Raw genomic sequence first — 26,325 nt, 5'->3', positions numbered from 1 at the left:
ACTGACGTTTTTTTGTATGCTTATTTTGACTTGATGTAGTTGATACCGTCTGCCTTTGGTGCGACTGCTTTTCCAAAGAAGGCTGCCAAGACAAGGATGGTCAAGACATAAGGGGCGATTTGAAGGTAAACCGCTGGCACTCCTTGTAGGAAAGGTAATTGAGAACCGATAACTGCCAAACTTTGTGAAAGTCCAAAGAAAAGACTAGAAAGCATAGCACCGATTGGGTTCCATTTACCAAAGATCATCGCAGCAAGAGCGATAAATCCAGGACCGACAATAGTCGTTACTGAGAAGTTGACAGAAATTGATTGAGCATAAATCGCTCCCCCAATTCCCCCTAGGAAACCTGAAATAATAACCCCAAGATATCTCATCTTGTAGACATTGATCCCCAAGGTATCCGCTGCTTGAGGGTGTTCCCCGACAGAGCGGAGACGAAGACCAAAGCGTGTCTTAAAGAGGATAAACCAAGCAAAGAATGAGAAGGCAATTGCGATATAACCTAGTAAACTGGTAGACTTGAAGAAGATATCTCCAATCACTGGGATATTAGCCAAAACTGGGAAATCAAAACGTCCAAAAGTCTGGCTTAAGTTATCCGTTTGTCCTTTATTATAAAGAACTTTAACCAAGAAAACTGCTAGGGCAGGAGCCATCAAGTTCAATACTGTACCACTGACAACATGGTCCGCACGGAAATGAACCGTTGCGACGGCATGGATGAGAGAGAAAATAGCTCCCACGATACCAGCAACTAACAAGGAAATCCAAGGAGTCGCTGCTCCAAGTTGTTCTGCAAACTCAAGGTTAAAGACAACCCCAGAAAAGGCTCCCATAACCATAATTCCTTCAAGACCGACGTTAACGACACCACCACGTTCAGAGAAAACTCCTCCGATACTCGTAAAAATAAGTGGTGCTGAGTAAATCAGCATAGAAGAGACCAAGAGGGTGAGTAATGTTGTAATAGACATCCTTACTTACCTCCTTTAACTTGTTTTTTGGGTTTGACAAAATGTTCGATAATATAGTGAACACTGACAAAGAAGATAATGGACGCTGTTACAATGCTGACAAGCTCAGACGGAACTTGCGCAGCGTTCATACCCGGCGCACCAACTTGCAAAACTCCAAATAAGAAGGCTGCAAAGAGAATTCCAATTGGTGAATTTCCAGCAAGCAAACTAACTGCCATCCCGTTAAATCCGATAGCTAATGATGATCCCTGAACGTAAACGTTTTGGAAGGTTCCAAGACCTTCGACCGCTCCACCAAGACCAGCTAAGGCACCAGAGATGATCATCGATAGAATGATTGTACGTTTTGCTGAAATACCAGCGTACTCTGAGGCATGGGGATTGAGTCCAACTGCACGGATTTCAAAACCGAGAGTCGTTTTCTTGAGCAAGAACCAAATCACACCAACAGCAATGATGGCGAAGAAGATCCCGATATTCATACGAGAATTACCAGTCAACTCAGATAACCATGGTGTTTGATAAGTGGCATTGGCACTCACACGAATCGTTGAGTCTGTACTTTGCATAAAGTCTTTCGGGAAAGAATGAATAAAGGCATTCCCTACGTACAAAACAATATAGTTCATCATAATGGTTACGATAACCTCTGATGTACCTAAATAGGCTCTGAGAATACCTGGAATAGCACCTACAATCCCACCTGCAATCAAAGCAATTACTACGGTCGCTAAAATCAACATTGGGCGTGGCATGTCCGGATGCGACAAAGCAAACCAACCACTAAGAATCCAACCTGCTAGTGCCTGACCAGGAAGCCCAACGTTAAAGAAACCTGCACGACTAGCAACTGCAAACCCCAGACCAATCAAGATAAGAGGACCCATGGCACGGAAAATCTCACCAATCCCACGGAGACTACCAAAAGCTGTATAGAACAACTCCTCATAACCCCAGATAGCATCGTAGCCGAAAATCCACATGACAATAGCTCCGAGCAAGATTCCTAAGAATACGGAAATCAAGGGAACCGAAATTTGTTGTAACTTTTTAGACATCATCCTTCTCCTTTCCCAAGTTTCCACCTGCCATCAAGATACCAAGTTCTTGTTTGTTAGTCGTTTCTGGCGACACAATACCTTGAATCTTCCCATCATGAATAACAGCAATTCGGTCTGAAACATTTAAAATCTCATCCAATTCAAAGCTGACAACAAGCACAGCTTTCCCGTTATCACGTTCTTCAATCAAGCGTTTGTGGATATATTCAATGGCACCGACATCCAAACCACGAGTTGGTTGGCTGACGATAAGGAGATCAGGATCACGATCAATCTCGCGAGCAATAATCGCTTTTTGTTGATTTCCTCCTGAAAGAGCTGCTGCTGGGACAAATTCGCTCGCCGCACGGACGTCAAATTCTTCCATCAATTTCTTAGCATGTGAAGTGATATTCGCATAGTTTAAGATACCATTCTTGCTGAGTGGTTCTTTGTAGTAGGTTTGAAGAGCGATATTTTCTGAAATCATCATCTCCAAAATCAAACCATCACGGTGGCGGTCTTCAGGAACATGACCTACACTAAGTTCCGTAATTTGTCGAGGGTGCATCCCTACGATTGATTTGCCTTTTAATTCAACGCTACCTGACTCAACCTTACGAAGACCCGTGATGGCTTGAATGAGTTCAGATTGGCCATTGCCATCAATACCTGCAATACCGACAATTTCACCAGCACGAACATCCAAAGAAAGGTTCTTCACAGCTGGTACACCTCGGTTTTCATTAACAACCAAGTCTTTGATAGACAAGACTACTTCTTTTGGTTGTGGTGCCTGTTTCTCCGTTTTGAAGGAGACAGAACGTCCTACCATCATCTCTGCCAAGTCTGCATTGGTTGCTCCTGCAATCTCAACCGTCTGGATTGATTTCCCACGACGAATAACCGTCACTCGATTGGATACCGCACGAATCTCATCCAGTTTATGGGTAATCAAAATAATGGATTTTCCTTCTTTAACAAGGTTTTTCATGATAGCCATCAACTCATCAATCTCTGAAGGAGTCAATACTGCCGTAGGTTCGTCAAAGATGAGGATATCAGCACCACGGTAAAGTGTCTTCAAGATTTCTACACGTTGTTGAGCACCAACGGAAATATCTGCCACCTTGGCAGCAGGATCCACTGCCAAACCATAACGTTCAGAAAGAGCCTTGATTTCTTTAGTAGCTTCAGCTATATCTAGCACACCATTTTTAGTGATTTCACTCCCCAAAATGATATTTTCAGCTACTGTAAAAGCCTCAACCAACATAAAATGTTGGTGAACCATCCCAATTCCTAGACTAGCGGCTTTAGAAGGTGAATCTAGTTTGACAACTTGACCATTCACCGCAATTTCACCACTAGTTGGCTCGAGAAGTCCTGCCAGCATATTCATCAGAGTGGATTTACCCGCTCCATTTTCTCCTAAAAGTGCATGGATTTCACCTTTTCGCAGTTGCAAGTTGATCTTGTCGTTCGCTACAAATTCACCAAACACCTTGGTAATATCCCGCATCTCAATGACATTTTCGTGTGCCATATGCTTTTCCTTTCCGAGGTTTATTTTGTTTCAATAAAACCTGCTAATCGTGTTAACAAGTTCTATTGAGACAAAAAATTGCCTCAATTCTTAAAGAAGCGACCGATGGTCGCCTCCTAAGAAATGACTTTTATCCATTATTTTTCAGGAACTTTTACGCTTCCGTCAAGGATTTTAGCTTTTGCGTCTTCAACAGCTTTTTTACCTTCTTCTGAAAGGTTTGTTACTGCCAAGTCAACCCCTTTATCCTTCAATGAGTAGACAATAACTTGTCCGCCAGGGAATTCACCTTTTTCTGTTTTGTTGGCAATATCTTTTACAGTTGTACCAACTTGTTTCAATGTAGATACAAGAACAAAGTTTGATTCTTTACCATCTTTAGAAGTGTATTTACCTTCTGCTGCTTGGTCACGGTCTACACCAATAACCCAAACTTTTTCGTCTTCATTTTTACTTTCGTTCAAAGATTTTGCTTCAGCAAAGACACCAGCACCTGTACCACCAGCTGCTTGGTAGACAACGTCTGCACCTGCAGCGTATTGAGCTGCTGCAATTGTTTTACCTTTGGCAGCATCACCAAATGAACCAGCGTAGTCAACTTGTACTTTGATAGATGGGTCTACTGACTCAACACCAGCCTTAAATCCAGCAGCGAAACGTGAAATAACTTCAGATTCGATACCACCTACAAAACCAACTTGTTTTGTTTTAGTTGTTTTAGCTGCTGCAACACCAGCAAGGTAAGCCGCTTCGTTATCAGCAAATGTTACGCTCGCAACATTCTTTTGATCTTTGATCACATCATCAATCAAGACATAGTTTAAGTCAGAGTGGTCTTTTGCTGCCTCTTCAACTGCATTGTGAAGTGCAAAACCAACACCGAAGATCAGGTTGTAACTTCCAGCCGCTTGTTGCAAGTTGTTAGCATAGTCTGCTTCGCTTGTTGATTGGAAGTAAGTATAACCTTTATCTTTAGAAAGATTGTGTTCTTTACCCCAGTCTTGCAAACCTTCCCAAGCTGATTGGTTAAATGATTTATCATCAACACCACCAGTATCTGTTACGATCGCTGCTTTGGTCTTCATTTCTGATGAAGATGAAGCTGCGTTACGAGAAGAGCGGTTACCACATGCAGCAAGTCCAACTGCTGCTACTGCAACTAGACCAAGGCCTAGCCATTGTTTCTTGTTCATTACTGAACCTCCTAAATAAGATGTGCAACGATGTTGCAAGTTTGGATTGGTTGGCCACAAGGACCGCGTCACTCAAAGAGTGACTCAGACTAGTTTAAGTCTGTAAATGAGTATGGAAGTAACTCCCCGACCGTCATCTCGACCGTCGATTTATCTTTAGCGACTAAGGTCACTTTTAGATCTTGTTCAAAAAATTCAACCATGACCTGGCGGCAAGCACCACATGGCGAGATGGGGTTTTCAGTCTGTCCATAGACAATCAACTCTGAAAACTCTCTTTGGCCTTCGGAAACTGCTTTGAAAATCGCTGTACGTTCTCCGCAATTAGTCAAGGGGTAACTAGCATTCTCGATGTTCACACCCGTATAAATGCTACCGTCCTTAGCTACTAAAACAGCTCCAATAGGAAAATGAGAATAGGGTACATAGGCTTGTTTGCTGGTTTCAATTGCTAGTTCAATCAACTCAGTAGTCGCCATCTGCTAATTCTCCTTTTAAAATTGCAACGCCAGCTGATGTTCCGATACGGGTAGCGCCCGCTTCCACAAAAGCAACAGCATCCGCATAAGAACGAGCACCACCAGCAGCCTTAACTCCCATATCTGGCCCGACTGTTTTACGCATCAACTTAACATCCTCTATAGTGGCACCACCAGTTGAAAATCCAGTTGATGTTTTGACAAAGTCAGCACCTGCTTTCTGGGATAATTGGCAAGCCACAATCTTTTCATCGTCTGTCAACAAGCAAGCTTCAATAATGACCTTAACCAACTTGTCACCACTCGCTTCTACGACAGCACGGATGTCCGATTCAACCAAATCAAGATTACCTGATTTGAGAGCACCAACATTGATAACCATATCAATCTCATCTGCACCATTTTGGATGGCTTCCTTGGTTTCAAAAGCTTTTACAGCTGAAGTTGTCGCTCCCAAGGGGAAACCAACTACTGTACAAACCTTTACATCTGAGTCTTCAAGTCCTGTTTTCGCATGTTTAACCCATGTGGGATTAACACAAACGCTGGCAAAGTCATACTCACGCGCTTCAGATAGCAAACGATCAATTTGTTCTTGACTTGCATCTTGTTTTAAAAGCGTATGATCAATGTATTTGTTTAATTTCATATTCGGATTCCTCTCTTTTTCATGAGATGATTTCAATTATTTCCTGCAAACGTTTCACTCCATCATTTATTTTAACATATTTTTGAAATTCTGTAACTAGTTGAGGGGAAATTTTTCCATTTGTATAAACTTTTGCGACAATTTCTCCCTTTTGCACGGAGTCACCGACCTTCTTCTCAAAAACGATTCCAGTTTCATAGTCTAAATCATCAGACTTGACTGCGCGACCAGCTCCCAATCTCATGGCATAGAGACCAAATTCCATCGCTGGAAGGGCTGAAATGACACCTGACTCTTGAGCCGGGATATCTACTACATGCGCCACCTTGACTGGACGATAGAGATCTTCTAAATCACCGCCTTGAGCTGCTACCATTTCTTCAAACTTAGCCAGCGCTTGGCCGTTTTCAAGGTGTTGACGGACTTCTTCAACCGTCTTCTCGACATTTGCCAAACCAAGCATAATCTGAGCTAGTTCACAAATAAAGTGACTGATATCTTCTCGACCCTTTCCTTGAAGAATTTCAATTGCTTCTAGGATTTCGAGACGATTGCCAATGGCTCGTCCCAAGGGCTGGCTCATATCGGTAATAACCGCTACTGTCTTTCGACCAACGGCCTTACCCAAATCGACCATGGTTTGAGCTAATTCACGCGCCTCATCAACCGTCTTCATGAAGGCACCCTCACCGACCGTTACGTCTAGCAAAATAGCATCCGCCCCAGCAGCAATTTTCTTGCTCATGACAGAACTAGCAATCAAAGGAATCGTGTCGACAGTCGCCGTCACATCACGGAGGGCATAGAGAAGTTTGTCTGCTTTAACCAGCTGATCTGACTGCCCAATAACAGATACACCAATGTCCTGTACCTGACGAATGAAATCTTCTTGACTGCGCTCCACTTGGTAACCCTTGATTGCTTCCAACTTATCTAGGGTTCCGCCAGTATGGCCAAGTCCACGGCCACTCATTTTTGCGACCGGAACACCAAAACTGGCTACTAAAGGCGCTAAAATCAAAGTCACCTTATCCCCAACTCCACCCGTAGAATGCTTGTCAACTTTAACCCCCTCAATGGCTGACAAATCAAACTCCTGACCTGTCTTAACCATATTCATCGTCAGGTCAGAAATCTCTCGTGTCCTCATTCCTTTAAAATAAATAGCCATAGCAAAGGCAGACATCTGATAGTCTGGAACAGTTCCTGCCACATATCCTTCTACTAGCCACTTGATTTCATTTGAAGTTAGTTCTTGACCATCTCGTTTCTTTTGAATTAAATCAACTGCTCTCATTCTTTCACACTTCTAAGGATATAATATCCTTTATCTTTCTTTACGGTTTCACAATTTCCAAAATCGTCTTCCATCTTATTTCTAGCGCTTGGAGCTCCTTGTTTTTTCTGAATGACGATGGTTAAATCCCCTCCGTCTTTCAAGAATTCTCTGCTCTTTTCGATAATCTCATGAACAACCTGTTTGCCCGCTCGAATGGGCGGGTTGGAAATAACATGGTCAAATTTCCCTTCAACTTGTTCATAGATATTGGATTGGAAAATCGTCGCTTCTACTTTATTTCGTTCAGCATTTTGTCGCGCTAGGTCCAAGGCACGATTATTGATATCAACCATGGTTGCCTGAACTCCATAAGCCTTAACCAATGACAAACCCAACGGCCCATATCCACAGCCCACATCAAGGACTGTTTCTCCTTTGTTAACCTCTAGACACTTCAATAAAAGCTGACTCCCGAAATCAACCATTTTCTTGCTAAAAACACCCGCATCCGTCAAAAAGGTCATTTTTTCTCCCAACAACTCCACTCTCAACTCATGAATGTCATGAGCAGCGTCAGGATTTTCTGCATAATACATTTTACTCATAAAACTATTTTACCATAATTTGACTTGAATTGTAAGTCGTTTACAAAGTGATGATAAAATGAAAAAGACTGAAGAATCCTAGTCAAAAAACCTTTTCTTCAATCTCTTTTAGCTCTTATAAACGAATGATAAAGCATGTAGGAGCAGATATCTCATAGTCTATAGTCTGTAATCAGGCACATTTTTATCACTATTTCTTAACCTTAAAATGCTTTATTATCAACAGGATTCCCAATATGATGTTTAGATAAAAGCCCAACTGATAAGTTTGTGTCAAGATTTCCAAACTTGTCCAAAGTCGTATCAAATCTTCTAGTGACATACGGAATAAATAACCTTCTGTAGCAATCCACAAAATCAAAAATAGATAACTACCAGCAGCAAGCCATTTCGTCCACTGCTTTTTTACTAGCCAGGCAATCAAGAGCGAACAGATAAAGATAACTGTTACAAGGAGATGATCCATTAAGAAGGTAAAACCGTAATAGGTTTCTACAAAGCGTCTACCATTATCCGCATTCGCTCCCCTTATAAAAGGTAGTGCAAAACTTAAAATAAAACAGAGTTCCAATATGTAACATCTCAAGATTTTCATAGTATACCCCCTATAAGTTGCGAACTAAAAAACCCACTTTTAATAACTGATAACTCTTCAGAAACAATTCCCTATCTAATCATTAAACTATTCAACCTCCATCTCTATTATACGATATTGACTTACTACCATCAAGAAACCGCTTTATTTTTTTAGCTTTTTATGGTATGATAGACAAAATATCTAGGGGAAAACAATGACCAACGAATTTTTACATTTTGAAAAAATCAGTCGCCAGACTTGGCAATCTTTACATCGAAAGACAACACCTCCTTTGACAGAAGAGGAACTAGAATCCATCAAGAGTTTCAATGACCAGATTAGTCTACAAGATGTGACAGATATTTATTTACCTTTAGCTCATCTCATCCAAATTTACAAACGCACCAAAGAGGATTTAGCCTTTTCTAAGGGGATTTTTCTCCAAAGAGAGAGTAAATCTCAACCCTTCATTATTGGAGTTTCAGGAAGTGTAGCTGTAGGAAAATCAACAACTAGCCGACTTCTGCAAATCCTTCTCTCTCGTACAGTTACTGATGCTACTGTAGAATTGGTGACAACTGACGGCTTTCTCTATCCCAATCAAACCTTGATGGCCCAAGATATCTTAAATCGCAAAGGTTTTCCTGAAAGTTATGATATGGAAGCTTTACTGGATTTTCTTGATCGCCTAAAGAATGGACAAGATGTCGATATTCCTGTCTATTCTCATGAAGTGTATGACATCGTTCCTGGAGAGAAACAACGTGTCAAAGCTGCTGACTTTGTTATTGTCGAAGGCATCAATGTCTTTCAAAACCCTCAAAATGAGCGCCTTTACATCACTGATTTCTTTGATTTCTCCATCTATGTAGATGCTGCTGTCGAGGACATTGAAAGTTGGTATCTGGATCGTTTCTTAAAACTCCTTAGCTTTGCCCAAAATGATCCCAACAGCTACTACCACCGTTTTACGCAAATGCCAATTGGAGAAGTTGAAGCCTTTGCTCATCAGGTTTGGACCAGCATTAATCTCACAAATTTACAAAACTATATCGAACCGACAAGGAATCGCGCCGAGGTCATTCTCCACAAGACTAAAAACCATGAAATCGATGAAATTTACCTAAAAAAATAATTTCCCCTTGTCAAAACCTAAGTTTTCATATATAATGGTATAGTTAGTAAATATGGAGGTAAGAACATTGGCAAACATTAAATCAGCTATCAAACGCGCTGAATTGAACGTTAAACAAAACGAAAAAAACTCAGCTCAAAAATCAGCTATGCGTACTGCTATCAAAGCTTTCGAAGCAAACCCTTCTGAAGAACTTTTCCGTGCTGCTAGCTCAGCTATCGACAAAGCAGAAACTAAAGGTTTGATTCATAAAAACAAAGCAAGCCGCGATAAAGCTCGTCTTTCAGCTAAACTTGCTAAATAAGAAACAGTCCATAGAGGCTGTTTTTTTGTCCTCTAATAAGAAAAAGTAGAAAATGAAAATCGCAATTATCGGTTATTCTGGAGCTGGTAAGTCAACTCTAGCAGAAAAGTTATCTAACTACTACTCCATACCCAAACTGCATATGGATACACTCCAATTTCAACCTGGTTGGCAAGACAGTGACCGCGAATGGATGTTGACCGAGATGAAAAACTTTCTCACAAAGCACGAAGCTTGGGTCATCGACGGCAACTACTCTTGGTGTTGCTATGAAGAAAGAATGCTGGAAGCTGACCAAATTATCTTTCTCAATTTTTCACCATGGACTTGTCTATTTCGAGCCTTTAAACGGTATCTCACATACCGAGGCAAGGTCAGAGAAAGTATGGCAGCAGGCTGTCCTGAACGCTTTGACTGGGAATTTATCCGATGGATTCTCTGGGATGGGCGGACAAAGAATGCCAAAGAACGTTATCAACGGGTTCAAGAAACCTATCCAGATAAAGTAATTGTCCTCCGGTCTCAAAAGGAGATGGACTACTTCTTAGAAAATCTCGCGCATAACAAGAAAAACCAACGTGTCTAACGTTGGTTTTTTGCTTTTACCCAATCACACTTCCGTTTGGTACAGCCGGATCAACTGTGAGCAGGGTTAATTTGCCATCATGTTCAGCTGAGAGGATCATACCTTGACTGACATATTTTTTCATCATCTTGCGTGGTTTAAGGTTGGCAACGATTTGTACCTTCTTGCCGACCAATTCTTGCTCATTTGGATAGTATTTGGCAATTCCTGATAGGATTTGACGGTCTTCGCCATCACCTGCATCGAGGCGGAATTGGAGCAACTTGTCAGAACCTTCCACTTTAGAAACTTCTTTGACTTCTGCGACACGGATCTCGACCTTATCAAAGTCTTCAAACTTGATTTCATCCTTGTTGAGTTTGAGTTCAACTTCATCTGGATTCCATTCTTTTTCGACGGCTGGTTTGTTGCTTTCCATTTGTTCTTTGATATAGGCAATCTCTTCTTCCATGTCGAGACGTGGGAAGATTGGTGTTCCTTTGGCAACAACAGTCACACCTGCAGGGAAATCTGCCAAGCTCAAGTTTTCTAGGCTAGAAACTTCTGCTAGACCAAGTTGTGCCAATACAGCGCGACTAGTTTCCATCATAAATGGCTCAATCATGTGAGCTACGACACGAAGGCTGGCTGCCAAGTGGCTCATGACACTTGCCAATTGGTCACGGTGCTCTTCATCCTTAGCCAAGACCCATGGTGCGGTCTCATCGATGTATTTGTTGGTACGAGAGATAAGCGTCCAAACTGCTTCAAGAGCACGTGGATAGTCAACTGCTTCCATGTGTGTATGGTAGTCCGCGATTGATTGTTCTGCAACCTCAGCAATAGCATTATCAAACTCTGTTACACCCTCTACGTAGGCAGGAATTTGTCCATCAAAGTACTTGTTAATCATGGAAACCGTACGGTTGAGGAGGTTTCCAAGGTCATTTGCTAATTCATAGTTGATACGGCCGACGTAGTCCTCTGGAGTAAAAGTCCCGTCTGAACCAACCGGAAGGCTACGCATGAGATAGTAACGAAGTGGATCCAGTCCATAACGTTCTACTAACATTTCAGGGTAAACGACATTCCCTTTAGACTTAGACATCTTGCCGTCTTTCATGACAAACCAACCATGGGCAATCAAGCGGTCAGACAACTTCATATCCAACATCATGAGAAGGATTGGCCAGTAGATTGAGTGGAAACGAAGGATATCTTTTCCGACCATGTGGAAGACTGTTCCATTCCAGAATTTATCGTAATTAGCATGATTCTCTTGACCATAACCAAGAGCAGTCGCATAGTTGAGAAGGGCATCAATCCAAACGTAGACAACGTGTTTTGGATTGGAAGGAACTGGCACACCCCAGGTAAAGGTTGTACGAGAAACCGCTAAGTCTTCCAAACCTGGCTCAATAAAGTTACGCAGCATTTCATTAAGACGACCATCTGGAGTGATGAAGTCAGGGTGAGATTTGAAAAATTCTACCAAACGATCTTGGTATTTGCTGAGGCGAAGGAAGTAAGATTCTTCAGATACCCATTCCACTTCGTGACCTGATGGAGCGATACCGCCCGTCACATTTCCAGCTTCGTCACGGAAAACTTCCGCAAGCTGGCTTTCTGTAAAGAACTCCTCATCTGATACTGAATACCAACCAGAATATTCGCCCAAGTAGATATCATCTTGAGCAAGCAAGCGTTCAAAGACCTGTGCTACAACTTTTTCATGGTAATCATCAGTTGTACGGATGAATTTATCATATGAGATATCGAGTAATTTCCAGAGTTCTTTGACGCCAACTGCCATGCCATCAACATAGGCTTGTGGTGTGATGCCAGCTTCTTCCGCTTTTTGTTGGATCTTTTGACCATGCTCGTCAAGACCTGTCAGATAAAAGACATCGTAGCCCATGAGGCGTTTGTAGCGAGCTAGGACATCACAAGCGATGGTTGTGTAGGCAGAACCGATGTGAAGTTTACCAGATGGATAGTAAATCGGTGTTGTAATATAAAAATTCTTTTCAGACATGATTTTTCCTTTCCAGGCAAATGAAACCTGTTTTTCTAACACTTCATTATATCATATTTTTAGTGATTTTCGATAGGAAAATCCATACAAAAACAAGATAGACAAGTGTCCATCTTGTTTTTTCTGTTCTATATCTTACTCATAGCGAAGAGCTTCGATCGGATCAAGCTTAGATGCTTTATTAGCTGGCAAGACTCCGAAAATCATCCCAACACTGGCTGACACAGCCAAGCTAAAGAGAGCGATTGGGAGGGAAACCCCAACTTCGATACCTGCAATCATGTTTTGAAGCAATATTCCAGCTAACATGGTCATTCCAGCAGCAATCCCAAGACCGATGACACCACCTAGCAAGGTCAAGATCATGGATTCAATCAAAAACTGTACCAAGATATTAGCCCGTGTAGCTCCGAGCGCTTTCCGCAGACCAATCTCGCGCGTGCGTTCTGTCACCGAAACCAGCATGATATTCATAACACCAGTTCCCCCGACAAAGAGAGAGATTCCTGCGATGGCACTGATAATGGTTGTCATAAAACCAAATAGTTGTTGCACCTCTTGGAAGGCAGCAGTTGCATCCGCAACTTGGTACTCCCCTTGCTGAAGACCTGCAATCTCAGTCAGTTTTCGAGCCAACTCCGGACCCAAGGTCTGCGTTAGACTAGTATCATTGACACGAAAGACGATGTTCGAGATTTCATCAGTATTAAAATTGGCTGCTAGAGAGATATTGGTCGTAATTGGAAGACCGCCAATCCCAAAGGCTTTCGCAGTTTTGGCTTCATTACTAGTATAAACACCAATCACACGGTAACTAAATTCATTAACAGAGATGATTTGATTAACCGCAGCTTCTGGACTATCAAACAAACTCTTGGCTAGTTCTTCGTCCAGCAAAATCACACTGGCAAATTCCTTGTAGTCTTGCGATCTTAGACTTCTACCCGCAACAATTTCATTTTCAACTGCGTTCATGTAGGTGCTGTTTCCGCCTGTCAGAGTCGCTCGTTCAACCTTCTTATCCTTATAAGATAGGGTAACGTTGGTCGAGTTGGTGACATAGTAACTGTCTACTCCTTTGAGTTTGGCAGCTTCCTTGACCCAGGATTCTAGTGGTTTTGGTGGTTCAACATGAACATCCTCTTCTTTCCCACTGACTGTCAAAGCAGATTGTTTCTGCGTAAAGGAGCCGTCCTTGCTTTTGATAGGAGAGAAAAAGACATGGACATCCTTCTGTGATTTGGTCATATTTTTGTTGACCTGACGAGACATGGAGTCTCCCAGAGCCATGATGACAACGACAGACGAAACTCCGATGATAATCCCAATCATGGTTAGGAAGGAACGCATCTTGTGGGCCATGATGGATGAAAAGGCAAATTTCAGATTCTGCATCTTAGTTTTCCTCCTTTTCTACATGAGCACTGTCTGATGAGATGACCCCATCACGAATGACAATTTGGCGTTTGGCATAGGCCGCAATCTCAGGTTCATGTGTGACCATGATAATGGTTTTCCCTTCCTTGTTCAGCTCCACCAACAGTTGCATGATTTGATTCCCCGTCTTGGTATCCAAGGCTCCTGTAGGTTCGTCTGCTAGGATGATAGAGGGATTATTTACCAAGGCACGCGCAATCGCTACACGTTGCTTTTGACCACCTGATAACTCAGAAGGCAAATGATGACTGCGCTCCGTCAGCTCAACCTTTTCCAGAAATTCCTCCGCCAATTTCCGACGTTTAGAAGCCGAAACTCCAGCGTAAATCAAGGGCAACTCGACATTTTGAAGAGCATTGAGTTTGGACAAGAGAAAGAACTGCTGAAAGACAAAGCCGATTTGCTGGTTACGGACCTTTGCCAGTTGTTTCTCTCCCAGGCCTGCAACTTCTTGCCCTTCAAGGTAGTACTCTCCACTGGTTGGTGTATCCAACATTCCGATGGTATTCATCAAGGTAGACTTACCAGAACCAGATGGTCCCATAATGGCAACAAACTCACCTTCATGAACTTCTAGATTGATATTTTTAAGGACCTGCAGTTCTTGGTCACCATTTCGATAACTCCTACAGATATTTTTGAGACTAATTAGTTTCTTCATCAGCCTTCACCTCTTTTCCTTCTTCCAAGGAAGATGTTGGATTACTGATGACCTTGGCACCGTCTGTCAAACCTGAAGTAATTTCTTGGTTGTCTGCATCCGCATTCCCCAAAGTAACTTCTACCTTCTTCGCTTTTTTCTGGTCGTCAACGATCCAAACATAGTTTTTGTCATTTTCGGTAACAACACTTGTTAAAGGAACAAGGATGGCTTTACTCTTGTTTTTGACTTCCACACTGACTGAGAAGCCTTGTTTCAACTCACCGATATCGCTAGTCACATCAACAGTATAAGGGTACTTAGAGCCAGTATTTCCTCCAAGGGCTGCATTCGCTGCTTCGCCATTATTTTTAGGGTAGTCAGAAATGTAGCTAATCTTACCTGTCCAGCTCTTATCTTGGTAAACCTTCGAAGTAAAGGTAACTTCTTGCCCAACAGAAAGGTTAGCAAGGTTGTATTCAGACAACTCCCCTTTGACCTGCAAGTTTTCATTACTTACGACATGTACTACCACTTGGCTATTACCTGTTGGCGATTTGGAAACATTACGATTGACTTCAACTACAGTCCCTTCTAGTGTACTGAGGACAGTTGCAGCATCTAGCTGAGCTTGAGCTTTGTTGAGCTGGGCTACGGCATCTGCGCGATTATCTTTGGCATCACTGATTTGAGAGTCGATAGAGGATACGGAAGAAGTTGCTGCTTGCGCTTGTTCTGGGAGTCCTGCTTCTGTTGGAACTTGTGGGGAAGCTGGTGCAGCTGATGCATTTTCACGAGCCTTGTTTAACTCCTCGATATGACGGTCTGCCTTTGCAACTGCACGATCGGCTGCATCATAGGCAGCTTGAGCATCTGCACTGCTGTATTTGACCAAGGCTTGCCCTTCTTCGACCTTGTCACCAACCGAAACAAGGATTTCATCTAAATCTCCCTTACTAGTATCAAAATAAACGTATTGTTCACTTTTTGCTGTGACCGTACCTGACAAGAGAACCGATGAAGCAACAGAACCTTTCTTAGCAGTAACGATATGAGATGTTTCATCCTTGACTGCTGACTGGGAAGGCTGTCTAAAAATCAAAATCCCCGCAGCACCGATAACAATAGCACTGGCAACACCAATCGCTGTGTATAATTGCCATTTTTTTGCCTTCTTATTTCTTTTCATTTTCAAACTCCTTTATTCTTTTGCCTTACAAAAACCATTATATCAGAAATACCGAGACCAAACAATGACAGTTCAGATGGAAACAATGATAGTTCAGGATCATTATTTCGTTCGGTATTCGTTTATTGGATTATTGTGCTAGATATATAATACAATATCTTTTTGAATTTGGCAAGCGTTTTTATAATTTTTTTATCGTAGCAGATTTTTGCATTCAAAAAATAAAAACGATAGAATATGACTATCAAAGCTATAAGGAGTTTTCTATGAGAGAATATGATATCATCGCTATCGGTGGAGGAAGCGGCGGCATTGCCACTATGAACCGAGCTGGCGAACACGGTGCTAAAGCTGCTGTTATCGAAGAGAAAAAATTAGGTGGAACCTGTGTCAATGTCGGCTGTGTTCCTAAGAAAATCATGTGGTATGGAGCGCAAATTGCTGAAAGCTTCCACCACTACGGCCCTGACTATGGTTTTACAAGTTCAGATGTTCAATTTGATTTTGCTAAACTTCGTCAAAACCGTGAAGCCTACATCGACCGTGCTCGCTCATCTTATGATGGAAGTTTCAAGCGCAACGGTGTTGATTTGATTGAAGGTCGTGCTCATTTTGTTGATGCCCATACCGTTAGCGTCAATGGTGAATTGATTCGTGCCAAGCATATCGTGATTGCGACTGGCGCTCGTCCAAGCATCCCAACTATCCCTGGAGCTGAACTCGGTGGCAGCTCAGACGATGTCTTTGCTTGGGAGCAACTTCCTGAATCCGTTGCAATTCTTGGAGCTGGTTATATCGCCGTTGAATTAGCAGGTGTTCTCCACGCGCTAGGAGTAAAAACGGATTTGTTTGTCCGTCGCGATCGTCCCTTGCGCACTTTTGACAGCTACATCGTTGAAGGACTTGTCAATGAAATGGGAAAAACAGGTCTACCTTTGCATACGCATAAGGTACCCATCAAGCTTGAAGAAACGGAGCAAGGTATTACCATTCATTTCGAAGACGGTTCTAATCACACTGCCAGCCAAGTTATCTGGGCTACCGGGCGACGTCCAAATGTAGACGATCTTGAGTTAGAAAAGGCTGGCGTCACACTCAACGAACGTGGATTTATCCAAGTGGATGAGTATCAAAATACAGTTGTAGATGGCATCTATGCTCTTGGAGATGTTACTGGTGAGAAGGAACTGACCCCAGTAGCCATCAAGGCAGGACGCACCCTATCTGAACGCCTCTTCAACGGAAAAACAAATGCCAAGATGGACTACACGACTATCCCTACTGTTGTCTTCTCCCACCCAGCAATCGGAACGGTTGGTTTAACCGAGGATCAAGCTATCAAAGAATACGGCCAAGATAACATCAAAGTTTACAAGTCAAGTTTTGCATCTATGTACTCTGCCGTTACAAGCCATCGTCAAGAATCTCGCTTCAAACTCATCACCGCCGGTGCTGACGAAAAAGTTGTTGGACTTCACGGACTTGGTTACGGAGTGGATGAGATGATTCAAGGATTCGCTGTTGCTATCAAGATGGGAGCAACCAAGGCGGACTTTGATGCTACAGTAGCTATCCACCCAACCGCTTCAGAAGAATTTGTAACCATGCGCTAATTACCAAAAGAGACCTCTTGAGGTCTCTTTTTACTTGTAAAATCGGCCGTTACAAAATTGTTACCTCGTTATAGAAAATAGGTTGACTTTTGTTTCTGAATTAGTATAATAGTTACTATAATTTTGAAAAGAGGTTAACAGTTTTGAAAAAAGCTCATATCTATGCCATTCCTGCTATCGGTGCTGCTCTCATCGCCGTATTGGCACAAATCAGTCTCCCTATCGGTCCTGTTCCCTTCACTCTGCAAAACTTTGCAATCGGTCTGATTGCTACTGTTTTTAGACCCAGAGAAGCCGTCCTATCTGTAGCTCTCTATCTCCTACTGGGTGCCATTGGTTTACCTGTCTTTGCAGGGGGTGGTGCAGGATTTCACGTTTTAGTCGGTCCAAGTTCAGGCTATCTTTGGTTTGACCTTGTCTATGCAGGACTTACATCTTATCTCGTCCATCAAAAAAGTGGCTATATCCGCATTTTCCTAGCCAACCTCTTGGGTGATTCCCTCGTCTTTGTCGGGGGAATTCTCAGCCTCCACTTCCTTGCTGGGATGCCATTTGATCAGGCACTTGCAGTTGGTGTCCTTCCCTTTATCCTCCCTGATCTTGGTAAGATTATTGCCATTAGTTTCATTAGTCGTCCCCTACTCAAACGATTGAAAAGCCTTCCATATTTTTCAAAATAAAAGAATAGTCCAGAACAATTGTTCTGGACTATTTCCTTTCCAATTACTTCCTAAGAACTAACTAAAAATCAACTCTCATCTAGAGATTATTTATTTTTACGGCTTACAAAGTACAATCCACCAGTCACTGCCATCAAAGCAAGTCCTGCAACTACTGTTGCGTTAGATGCTTTTTCACCAGTGTTAGGAAGTTGAGGTTTTTGTCCTGGTTTTCCTGGTTCTGGATCTTTTGGCTTGTTTGGCTCTGGATCCTGTGGTTCATTTGGTTCACCTGGTGTTGGTTCTTCTGGAACGTACGTATTTGTGATATTGAAGCCTTCTACTTTAGATGTGTAACCTTTAACTGGAACTTCTACTACAGAGTATTTGAATTCTGTACCTTTAGTATCTTTATAACGCTCAAGTTCTGTGAACTCATAAGTCCAGCCAGTTGCTTCTGAAGCTGTGGCTACTTTATTAGTCTCTTTACCATCAATAAGAAGTTTTACTGTGATAAATGGTGGACGAGCGTCTTTATGGTTTTCATCACCTTTCCAGATCTTCTTACCCTTTACAGATGTTTTTTCTGGTGTATATTCATTGGTAACTGTGTACTTACCATCTTTGTCTGTAGTGACTGTTGAGGTATATTCTTTCACAGCCACTTCTTTGACAGTGTACTTGATTTCTGTACCATTTTCATACTTAGGAAGTGCTTTTGATTCGAACTTCCAACCAGTTGCTTCTGAAACTTCAATTTCTTGAACGAGTTCAGCTTTTTCGCCTTCACCCTTAAAGATTTGAACTTTCACTTTATCTGCACGTTTGCCGCTTTGGTTGTTGTTATCTTTCCAAACCTTAGTTCCTGAAAGAACGACTGTTTCTATGTCATGAGTGTTTGTCACCACTTGACCAGTTACAGAGGCTTCATAGCCAGCTGGCACATCTACTTCCTTGATTGAGTAAGTGATTTCTTTACCAGCTTCGTATTGTGGAAGTTTTGTAAAGGATGCTACCCAAGTGTTAGCGTCTGTCTTATCCTTAGCTGTCAAGGTCAATTTCTTACCTTCAACGGCTACTGGTTTAGTTCCATCTACAGATTTGAAAAGTTGAACGGTTACGGACTCAGGACGTTTGCCGTCTTGGTTGTTCGCATCGTTCCATACTTTTGTTACCTTGTAGTCGATTTCTTTTGGTGCATATTTGTTTGTGATGGTAAAGTCTTTGATGTAAGAGTCATATTCTGCGACTGCTTCTTCTGTCACAGTATACTTAATCTCTTTACCATTTTTATATTTTGCAAGTTTTGTAAATTCAACAGACCAAGTGCCGTCTGGTGCAGCTTGAATCTCTTTTGAATCAACTTTCTGACCGTCTGCTAAGAGATTGATTGTAATCTTAGTTGGACGTTTGCCATCTTGGTTATTCGCATCATCCCAGTTCTTGGTTGCTTTTACATTAACTGTTTCCGGGGTGTAGTTATTGGTGATTGTGAAGCCTGATACAGGGTCACCAGTAACTTCAGAATTGTAGCCAGTAACAGTTACTTCGACTACTGAGTAAACAATCGCTTTACCAGCTTTGTTCACATCAAGATCTGTAAAGCTTCCAGACCAATTGTTGCCTTCATTGAGTTCAAGGGTCTTACCTGTGTCTTGACCATCGGCAAGAAGTTTAACTGTGACTGATCCTGGACGTTTGCCGTCTTGGTTGTTGGCATCGTTCCATACTTTCTTCACTGGTACTTGAGTCTTGCCTGGTGTGTAGCTATTGGTAATGGTGTAGCCAGTTGTGGCATCTCCTGTCACCTTAGACTCATATTCTGCGACTGCGACTTCTTCAATAGTGTACTTAATCGCTTTACCAGCTTTGTTCATATCAAGATCTGTGAAGCTTCCTGACCAGTTGTTGTCTTTATTGAGTTCAAGGGTCTTACCTGTGTCTTGACCATCGGCAAGGAGTTTAACAGTGATAGACTCTGGACGTTTGCCGTCTTGGTTGTTGGCATCATTCCAAACTTTCTTCACTGGTACTTGAGTCTTACCTGGTGTGTAGCTATTGGTAATGGTGTAGCCAGTTGTGGCATCTCCTGTCACCTTAGACTCATATTCTGCGACTGCGACTTCTTCAATAGTGTACTTAATCGCTTTACCAGCTTTGTTCACATCAAGATCTGTGAAGCTTCCTGACCAGTTGTTGTCTTTATTGAGTTCAAGGGTCTTACCTGTGTCTTGACCATCGGCAAGGAGTTTAACTGTGACTGATCCTGGACGTTTGCCGTCTTGGTTCTCGGCATCCTTCCAAACTTTCTTCACTGGTACTTGAGTCTTACCTGGTGTGTAGCTGTTAGTAATGGTGTAGCCAGTTGTGGCATCTCCTGTCACCTTAGACTCATATTCTGCGACTGCGACTTCTTCAATAGTGTACTTAATCGCTTTACCAGCTTTGTTCACATCAAGATCTGTGAAGCTTCCTGACCAGTTGTTGTCTTTATTGAGTTCAAGGGTCTTACCTGTGTCTTGACCATCGGCAAGGAGTTTAACTGTGACTGATCCTGGACGTTTGCCGTCTTGGTTGTTGGCATCATTCCAAACTTTCTTCACTGGTACTTGAGTCTTACCTGGTGTGTAGCTATTAGTAATGGTGTAGCCAGTTGTGGCATCTCCTGTCACCTTAGACTCATATTCTGCGACTGCGACTTCTTCAATAGTGTACTTAATCGCTTTACCAGCTTTGTTCACATCAAGATCTGTGAAGCTTCCTGACCAGTTGTTGTCTTTATTGAGTTCAAGGGTCTTACCTGTGTCTTGACCATCGGCAAGAAGTTTAACTGTGACTGATCCTGGACGTTTGCCGTCTTGGTTCTCAGCGTCGTTCCATACTTTCTTCACTGGAACTTGAGTCTTACCTGGTGTGTAGCTATTGGTAATAGTGAAACCAGTTGTCGCATCTCCTGTTACCTTAGATTCATATTTTGCGACTGCAACTTCTTCGATTGTATAGGCGATTGGAGTACCACCTTTATCTGCGTCAAGATCTGTGAAAGTAGCTTGCCATTTGTTTCCTTCATTGAGTTCAAGGGTCTTACCTGTGTCTTGACCATCTGCTAGAAGTTTAACAGTAATAGACTCTGGACGTTTGCCATCTTGGTTATCGGCATCATTCCAAACTTTCTTCACTGGAACCTGTGTTTTAGCTGGTGTGTAGACATTGGTGAAACTTGTGCTACCATCACTTGCATCACTGCTGTATTCAACCTTTGCATGCAATTCACCTTGACCATCATCGGTTACAATTACTTTAGCTGTGACGGTCTTAGCATCGTAGGTGATACCATTCTCCGTTGTGCCAGCTTTTACTTCCTTAATAGTGTAAGTGTAAGTACGTGCTTCATCAAATGTCAACTCTGAGAATTTAACTTTTCCGTCAGCACCATTCTTCGCTTTTTCAACGTTACCAACTTCGTCTGTCAATGTAAATTCGAACATGTCAGCTTCAAGATTGCGATTGCTTAGTTTCTTATCTACTTCAAGAACTTCTTTGGCATTTTTAGCCTTATAGGTGTTTTCGAAGGTGCTGTCGTTATTGTCATAGGTAACAGTTGCTTCAAGAGCTCCCTTACCGTTGTCAACAACTTTGATCGTTACTTCGATAGTCTTGTTAGAATAAGTGATTCCTTTATCAGTTGTCCCAGCATTCTTTTCAACGATGGTGTAATGATAAGTGTCAGCTTTATTGAATTCTAAATCTTCAAACTTAATGTTTCCAGCTGCATCATTTGTTGTTGTTTGAATTGGAGCTGTACCATTTTTCTCAAACAAGGCAAACTCAAATTCACCACCTTGAAGCTGAATTGGCTTATCAGTGTTCTTATTGATGAATGATTTGGTGGCCGAAACAGGAACTTTCGCGTTAGCAGGCTTATAAGTATTGACGAATGTCTGAATTCCAGCATCTGTAATGGTATCGATGGCACCAGAGATTGGAGGGACGAGAGCAGAACCAGGTGCTGAAGAGGCGAAATCAGCTACAGGAATTGCTACAGAAGAAATATCAAAATTCTCAACCCAGGCAACTAGCTGACCTCTTCCATTATCATAGACGTGTACGGTGACACGAACCGTTCTCGCATCATGGGTCACCCCATCGATGGTTTGACCAGCATTTGCTTCCACAATCGTGTACTGGTAATGTCCTTCTTGTGTAAAAGGAATATCTTTAAAGACTACATCACCATTTGCATCGTTCTTAGCTCTTTGAACTTCTTGGCCATTTTTGTCTTTCAAGATAAATTCAAATTCTTCGTTTTGAAGAGGTGTTGGACGACCACCCGTCAATTCTTTTTTGACTTTAATGTCCGCCTTAGTTTGTGAAGTGCTATAGGTATTTGTAACAGTAAGACCCGCTGTTTGGCTAGCGGTGTAACCGTCTACTGTAGTGACAAGATTACCATCTTCATCTACTTCCATCACACTATAAGTGTACTTCACACCGTGCTCATCTGTCGCAGGAAGGTCTGTCCATTCTACAGTTCCATCTGTTTTGGGAACTTCTTTTTGACTAACACCAACTACTTCTTCAATCGCTCCACCTTCTGGCGTACGGTACAATTTGAAGTAAACTGTTGGACGAACTGTTTCCTGACCGCCACTCCAGACTTTCTTAGCAGTCACGCTAATTTTTGCTGGTTTATAGGTATTAGTAATTTTTGTCTTATCTTCGTTGTAAGATACGACATAATCACTTGTCCCACCTGCAACTGTTTCTGTTTCATCTAAAGGAAGATTAGTCTGGTCTTCAAGTTCGCGAACAGAATAGACTAACTCTGTAGTTCCATCAACATCATACTTAGGTAGTTGATTTTTCCACTTATAAGTGTAGACACCGTTCGACACGGTTACTTCAGGGGTGTAGTTCCCAGTAACAGGTTTTGCATCTGCAACAGTTTGTCCTTCTTTGTGCACATACAAACCGAGTTTGACTTCTTTGTAGTCAGTTGCTTTTCCGTTTACCCAAGTCTTGGTTGCTTCAAAGTCAACTGTCACACGTTTGTTAGAGATGTTGAGAGGAACACCTTTTCCACCTTTCATCTCTACTTCGAATTCTTGGCTATTTACCTGATAGCCTGGTTTAGGAGTCTTTTCTTTAACGATATACTCACCATCACTAAGATGATCTGAAACGGCAATCCCGTCCGCATCAGTTGTTACTTCCTGAACTTTAACCCCGTCACTTTTTCGTAGGATTTCAAAGACAACGCCTGCCAACTTAACAGTTGCATCCGCTTCATCGTATTTTGTGATTTTGATCTTACCAGCAATATCAGCTGTGACTGATGCACCTACAGATTTAACCGTCTTTAAATTAAACGTTGCTTCTGTTCTGGTTCCAATACTACCTCCGTATTTTTCCCAAATAAGTTGTGGTTGGTTATCAATCAAGTACTGCGCTGAGTTACTTATCGTTGAAGTATCTGCTGGTGAGGACGTATCATACGTTAAGAAAAAGCTCTTTGTTCCCATATTGGTCGGCATGAGCAACTCAAATCCTCGTTTCCCGTTGACAAAGGTCAACAAAGCTTTTTTATCTGAGTTAGCCTTGTATACCTCCGGATCGGTTGTGATTTCGTATTCATCACCTAAACGTTTAAGAGCAGATGAATTCGTATTCGTCGTTTCGAATTCCGCTTCATGCATATAGAAAGTACCTTCCACATAGTTAGCAAAGGCTCCCTTTGAAACGTCATCTGTAATCTTCACCACATGTCCAGTCATATCTTTCTTAGCGCGATTAATCTTCATCTGAAAATGTGCTCTCGCCTTATTGTTATCGTTATAACCGTACTTTGTAATGGTTTCTCCTATCACGTCAGTCTGTTGATATTTATTCACTTTATACGTGATGGTCTGTGTTTTACCATCTGGCAAAACATAAGTAACCGTTTTCCCCTCTTTTTGGAGTGTTTCAGTTGCTTCTGCAACAAAGTCCCCACGGATATTCTGCTTGCCCTTAACCTTGTCATTGAAGGTAAATACCAGCCGATGGTTAGCATTATCCACTCGGACAGTCCCCATTTTGATATTTGACGTCGAATCAATCAAATCCAGACTACCATCCGTCAAACTCAAGTTATCTGGAGCCTTTACGATGAAGTAATCCCCATCCTTGATTTCATTAGCTGCCACATTGGGAAATGAGAATTTACCCGAATATTTCAATTTCATAGAAGTATCATTTGAACCATGAATTCCTTCAGTCTCGCTTCCTGTAGATGCTATAGTAATCTTCAAGTCATCTATTTTGACTTTACTCGTGATATCAGTTGCCGCCTGTGCTTCACCTGTCGGGAAGAACATCAGCAATAGCAAAAGAAGGAATACTAGAAAACCTAGTACTTTCTTTAGTTTATCCATAAAAAATCCTTTCTATTTGATTAAATTTAATTGAGAAGTATGTCACATCTGTTTAATAGGCAACACCCCTTTCAATTGCTAGATTTACCATAAGACTCTTCCTATGGTAGCTGCGACGGTTCCTTGCTATGGCTAGTAATACTGCTCAAAGTAATGATTTAATTTAATCTTTAATAGGATTTCTTACTCACTTATGAATGAAAACTCGCAAAATATCATTCATCTTATTATACCATAACCTCAAGTATTATATTAATTTGTTATGAATATTCTTTAAAGAAAAAATTTACAGCTTGTCTACTTTCATCATGGCATACATAATGAATTCATATTGGTGTTTAAGGTATTTGGATTATAAAAGTTCCCAAACATTATAAATTTCAAGGTATATTATCAACAAAAATATTTTCTAAAATACTATCTAGAATAAGCTCATGGAGGATGGATAGTTTTAAATTATATATTATGCAATGCACACTTTGTTCTTTATACATCATTTTAAAGTTTTTATTACATTATTTTTCCTCTTATAGTTTAGCAAAATAGACACTTTTTATATCATTCATTAGGAAAATTGTTGATTCTATGTTATAATTTATCTAGTAATATAAACAATATTAAAATATTTTATCGCTGTAATTCTTTACCAACAGTTTCTTTCAAGTTGTCAATTTTATCTAATATTTTAATCGATACCTATTCACAATTTATTTCATAGAAAGGGCGCTTATGACTAAAGATACTCGAAATTCTATCATTTCTGCTTTTATATCACTAGCTAAACAAAATCCTCAACGTAGTTCCTTCACAATGAGTGAAATTGCTAAAAAAGCGGGTATTTCAAGACAAGCGATTTATCAAAAACATTTTCATAACTATGATGATATTATCAAATATATTCACGAACAAGCAGATCAACAAATTTTCCAGATATTTAATAATTATTGTTCAAGAAGGGATGGAAATCCGATTGAGTGTTTTGCAAATTTTGCGATTCCTTTGATCTATGAAAATAGGAATATCATTCGAACACTTTTTATAACTCAAGCAGATCCTGGTTGGAAGGAGTTCCTAAGGGATACTTATTCAAAATGGATTCTAAAGAATGTCCACTACAACAAGGAATTTGATTTTAGTGAAGATGACATGACCTATGTCGTCGCAAACATGATTATCACTTTTATTGAAGCTTGGATACGAAAAGAGAACCCTACTCCACCAGAAAAGTTTAAAAAAACGTTTCTCCTATTAACAACAATATCTCTTCGAGACTATATGATTTTACAAGAAAAGGATAGTGAGTAAAATTCACTATCCTTCTCTCATTTCCCACCTTTAAAGGCATCCACCATTACCTGAAATTCTTCATTTGTAAGAGTAATTCCCTTGCCCATTTTAGTATGATCTGGGCTCCAAGCGCGAATGTCAAACTTTGCAGGGGCTCCATTAAAGCTGACGCGATTGATTTCCTTGGTCCATCCTTTTTCATTTTCAGACAGGGTCAGTAAGTGTTCTTCGATTTCAAATGTAAATTCTGCCATTTTGTTCTCCTTTTAAGTTTTCATTAGATTATTCGAAAAATCTTGTGGTTTTTAGAAAAATTTTATATAATGTGGATATGTAAGAAGGGAGGATTCTATGAGACAGGCATTCCAACTAGTTCTAGATAAACTACATGGTTTTCTCAATGGGAATGATGATAATCCTCAAATCGAGGATAACTCCCTCACTGCTATGATTGAACAGGCCATCCAGAAAAAAACGGCTGTTCATATCATACTCGCTGAGACAAGTTTTACTGGTGATATTGTTAAACATGATTGCAAACGTCAACAAATCATCGTCAAGAATTTTGCAAAAAACGTAACTCGTATCATCCGAATTGCAGATATCAAAAGACTTCGTTTCGTCCCGTCAACTGTACAAACAGCTCAGAAAAATAGATTCAAGAAAGAGTGAGATGTGTTATTTCATCCCACTCTTTTTC

General features: G+C 41.2%; 22 protein-coding genes. 7 read left to right on the top strand and 15 right to left on the bottom strand.

Features of this window, described 5'->3' with window-relative positions; all coding sequences use genetic code 11:
- Positions 1–20: 20 nt before the first annotated feature.
- From ACVX3R_RS03930 to ACVX3R_RS03890, 9 genes are all read right to left on the bottom strand, one after another.
- Positions 21–977 carry an ABC transporter permease gene (locus ACVX3R_RS03930; protein ID WP_000029134.1) on the bottom strand — a complete coding sequence of 319 codons (957 nt, stop codon included), beginning with the start codon at positions 975–977 and terminating at the stop codon, positions 21–23.
- Between the two features lie 2 nt (positions 978–979).
- Complete coding sequence (locus tag ACVX3R_RS03925; protein ID WP_000038645.1) at positions 980–2,038, bottom strand: ABC transporter permease; 1,059 nt, start codon at positions 2,036–2,038, stop codon at positions 980–982.
- A complete protein-coding gene (locus tag ACVX3R_RS03920; RefSeq protein ID WP_084873262.1) occupies positions 2,031–3,566 on the bottom strand; it encodes an ABC transporter ATP-binding protein in 1,536 nt (511 codons plus the stop codon). Before ACVX3R_RS03920 ends, ACVX3R_RS03925 begins: the two co-directional genes overlap by 8 nt.
- Positions 3,567–3,703: 137 nt before the next feature.
- The gene (locus tag ACVX3R_RS03915; RefSeq protein ID WP_001036153.1) at positions 3,704–4,759 is read right to left on the bottom strand and encodes a BMP family lipoprotein; all 1,056 of its coding nucleotides are present in this window, start codon (positions 4,757–4,759) and stop codon (positions 3,704–3,706) included.
- 89 nt (positions 4,760–4,848) lie between these two features.
- Entirely contained in the window at positions 4,849–5,238 is a 390-nt protein-coding gene (locus ACVX3R_RS03910) for a cytidine deaminase (protein ID WP_084943358.1), read from the bottom strand.
- Complete coding sequence (deoC, locus tag ACVX3R_RS03905; protein WP_084874950.1) at positions 5,225–5,887, bottom strand: deoxyribose-phosphate aldolase; 663 nt, start codon at positions 5,885–5,887, stop codon at positions 5,225–5,227. The genes ACVX3R_RS03910 and deoC overlap by 14 nt, the downstream gene beginning before the upstream one ends.
- 19 nt (positions 5,888–5,906) lie before the next feature.
- Positions 5,907–7,184: a pyrimidine-nucleoside phosphorylase gene (locus ACVX3R_RS03900; protein WP_458795537.1), complete on the bottom strand. Its 1,278-nt coding sequence runs from the start codon at positions 7,182–7,184 to the stop codon at positions 5,907–5,909.
- Positions 7,181–7,771: a class I SAM-dependent methyltransferase gene (locus tag ACVX3R_RS03895; protein WP_458795536.1), complete on the bottom strand. Its 591-nt coding sequence runs from the start codon at positions 7,769–7,771 to the stop codon at positions 7,181–7,183. The genes ACVX3R_RS03900 and ACVX3R_RS03895 overlap by 4 nt, the downstream gene beginning before the upstream one ends.
- 190 nt (positions 7,772–7,961) lie before the next feature.
- Positions 7,962–8,366 carry a hypothetical protein gene (locus ACVX3R_RS03890; protein WP_458795535.1) on the bottom strand — a complete coding sequence of 135 codons (405 nt, stop codon included), beginning with the start codon at positions 8,364–8,366 and terminating at the stop codon, positions 7,962–7,964.
- Positions 8,367–8,562: 196 nt separating this feature from the next.
- Between ACVX3R_RS03890 and coaA the strand changes: the two genes are divergently transcribed.
- The 3 genes from coaA (at position 8,563) to ACVX3R_RS03875 (ending at position 10,373) form a co-directional block, all read left to right on the top strand.
- A complete protein-coding gene (gene coaA, locus ACVX3R_RS03885; RefSeq protein ID WP_458795534.1) occupies positions 8,563–9,483 on the top strand; it encodes a type I pantothenate kinase in 921 nt (306 codons plus the stop codon).
- Between the two features lie 67 nt (positions 9,484–9,550).
- Positions 9,551–9,787 carry a 30S ribosomal protein S20 gene (gene rpsT, locus ACVX3R_RS03880; RefSeq protein ID WP_001274000.1) on the top strand — a complete coding sequence of 79 codons (237 nt, stop codon included), beginning with the start codon at positions 9,551–9,553 and terminating at the stop codon, positions 9,785–9,787.
- Between the two features lie 52 nt (positions 9,788–9,839).
- Positions 9,840–10,373 carry a DNA topology modulation protein gene (locus ACVX3R_RS03875; RefSeq protein WP_458795533.1) on the top strand — a complete coding sequence of 178 codons (534 nt, stop codon included), beginning with the start codon at positions 9,840–9,842 and terminating at the stop codon, positions 10,371–10,373.
- A 16-nt stretch (positions 10,374–10,389) separates the two neighbouring features.
- Here ACVX3R_RS03875 and metG read toward each other — a convergent pair whose 3' ends face one another.
- The 4 genes from metG to ACVX3R_RS03855 all read right to left on the bottom strand — a co-directional run bounded on the left by metG (position 10,390) and on the right by ACVX3R_RS03855 (position 15,653).
- Complete coding sequence (metG, locus tag ACVX3R_RS03870) at positions 10,390–12,387, bottom strand: methionine--tRNA ligase (protein WP_458795532.1); 1,998 nt, start codon at positions 12,385–12,387, stop codon at positions 10,390–10,392.
- A gap of 135 nt (positions 12,388–12,522) precedes the next feature.
- Positions 12,523–13,782, bottom strand: coding sequence for an ABC transporter permease (locus ACVX3R_RS03865; RefSeq protein WP_458795531.1), 1,260 nt, complete (start codon positions 13,780–13,782; stop codon positions 12,523–12,525).
- 1 nt (position 13,783) lies between these two features.
- Positions 13,784–14,485 carry an ABC transporter ATP-binding protein gene (locus ACVX3R_RS03860; protein WP_458795530.1) on the bottom strand — a complete coding sequence of 234 codons (702 nt, stop codon included), beginning with the start codon at positions 14,483–14,485 and terminating at the stop codon, positions 13,784–13,786.
- Positions 14,469–15,653 carry an efflux RND transporter periplasmic adaptor subunit gene (locus ACVX3R_RS03855; protein WP_458795529.1) on the bottom strand — a complete coding sequence of 395 codons (1,185 nt, stop codon included), beginning with the start codon at positions 15,651–15,653 and terminating at the stop codon, positions 14,469–14,471. The genes ACVX3R_RS03860 and ACVX3R_RS03855 overlap by 17 nt, the downstream gene beginning before the upstream one ends.
- Positions 15,654–15,919: 266 nt before the next feature.
- On the opposite strand from ACVX3R_RS03855, the gene gor reads away from it, so the two are divergent.
- A complete protein-coding gene (gor, locus tag ACVX3R_RS03850; RefSeq protein ID WP_458795528.1) occupies positions 15,920–17,266 on the top strand; it encodes a glutathione-disulfide reductase in 1,347 nt (448 codons plus the stop codon).
- 143 nt (positions 17,267–17,409) lie between these two features.
- Positions 17,410–17,946 (top strand): biotin transporter BioY, encoded by a 537-nt coding sequence (locus tag ACVX3R_RS03845; RefSeq protein WP_458795527.1) that lies wholly within the window; start codon positions 17,410–17,412, stop codon positions 17,944–17,946.
- Positions 17,947–18,032: 86 nt separating this feature from the next.
- Here ACVX3R_RS03845 and ACVX3R_RS03840 read toward each other — a convergent pair whose 3' ends face one another.
- Positions 18,033–24,338, bottom strand: coding sequence for a Cna B-type domain-containing protein (locus tag ACVX3R_RS03840; RefSeq protein ID WP_458795526.1), 6,306 nt, complete (start codon positions 24,336–24,338; stop codon positions 18,033–18,035).
- Between the two features lie 729 nt (positions 24,339–25,067).
- On the opposite strand from ACVX3R_RS03840, the gene ACVX3R_RS03835 reads away from it, so the two are divergent.
- Entirely contained in the window at positions 25,068–25,643 is a 576-nt protein-coding gene (locus ACVX3R_RS03835; RefSeq protein ID WP_250316036.1) for a TetR/AcrR family transcriptional regulator, read from the top strand.
- 17 nt (positions 25,644–25,660) lie between these two features.
- Here the strand turns inward: ACVX3R_RS03835 and ACVX3R_RS03830 are convergent, their stop codons facing one another.
- A complete protein-coding gene (locus ACVX3R_RS03830; protein ID WP_084920649.1) occupies positions 25,661–25,879 on the bottom strand; it encodes a YdbC family protein in 219 nt (72 codons plus the stop codon).
- 97 nt (positions 25,880–25,976) lie between these two features.
- Here ACVX3R_RS03830 and ACVX3R_RS03825 point away from each other — a divergent pair, with 97 nt between their 5' ends.
- Positions 25,977–26,297, top strand: coding sequence for a hypothetical protein (locus ACVX3R_RS03825; RefSeq protein ID WP_458795525.1), 321 nt, complete (start codon positions 25,977–25,979; stop codon positions 26,295–26,297).
- The last annotated feature ends 28 nt before the right edge of the window (positions 26,298–26,325 follow it).

This window comes from Streptococcus sp. 517s, assembly GCF_054445985.1.
This window is presented reverse-complemented; position numbering and strand designations above follow the sequence as displayed.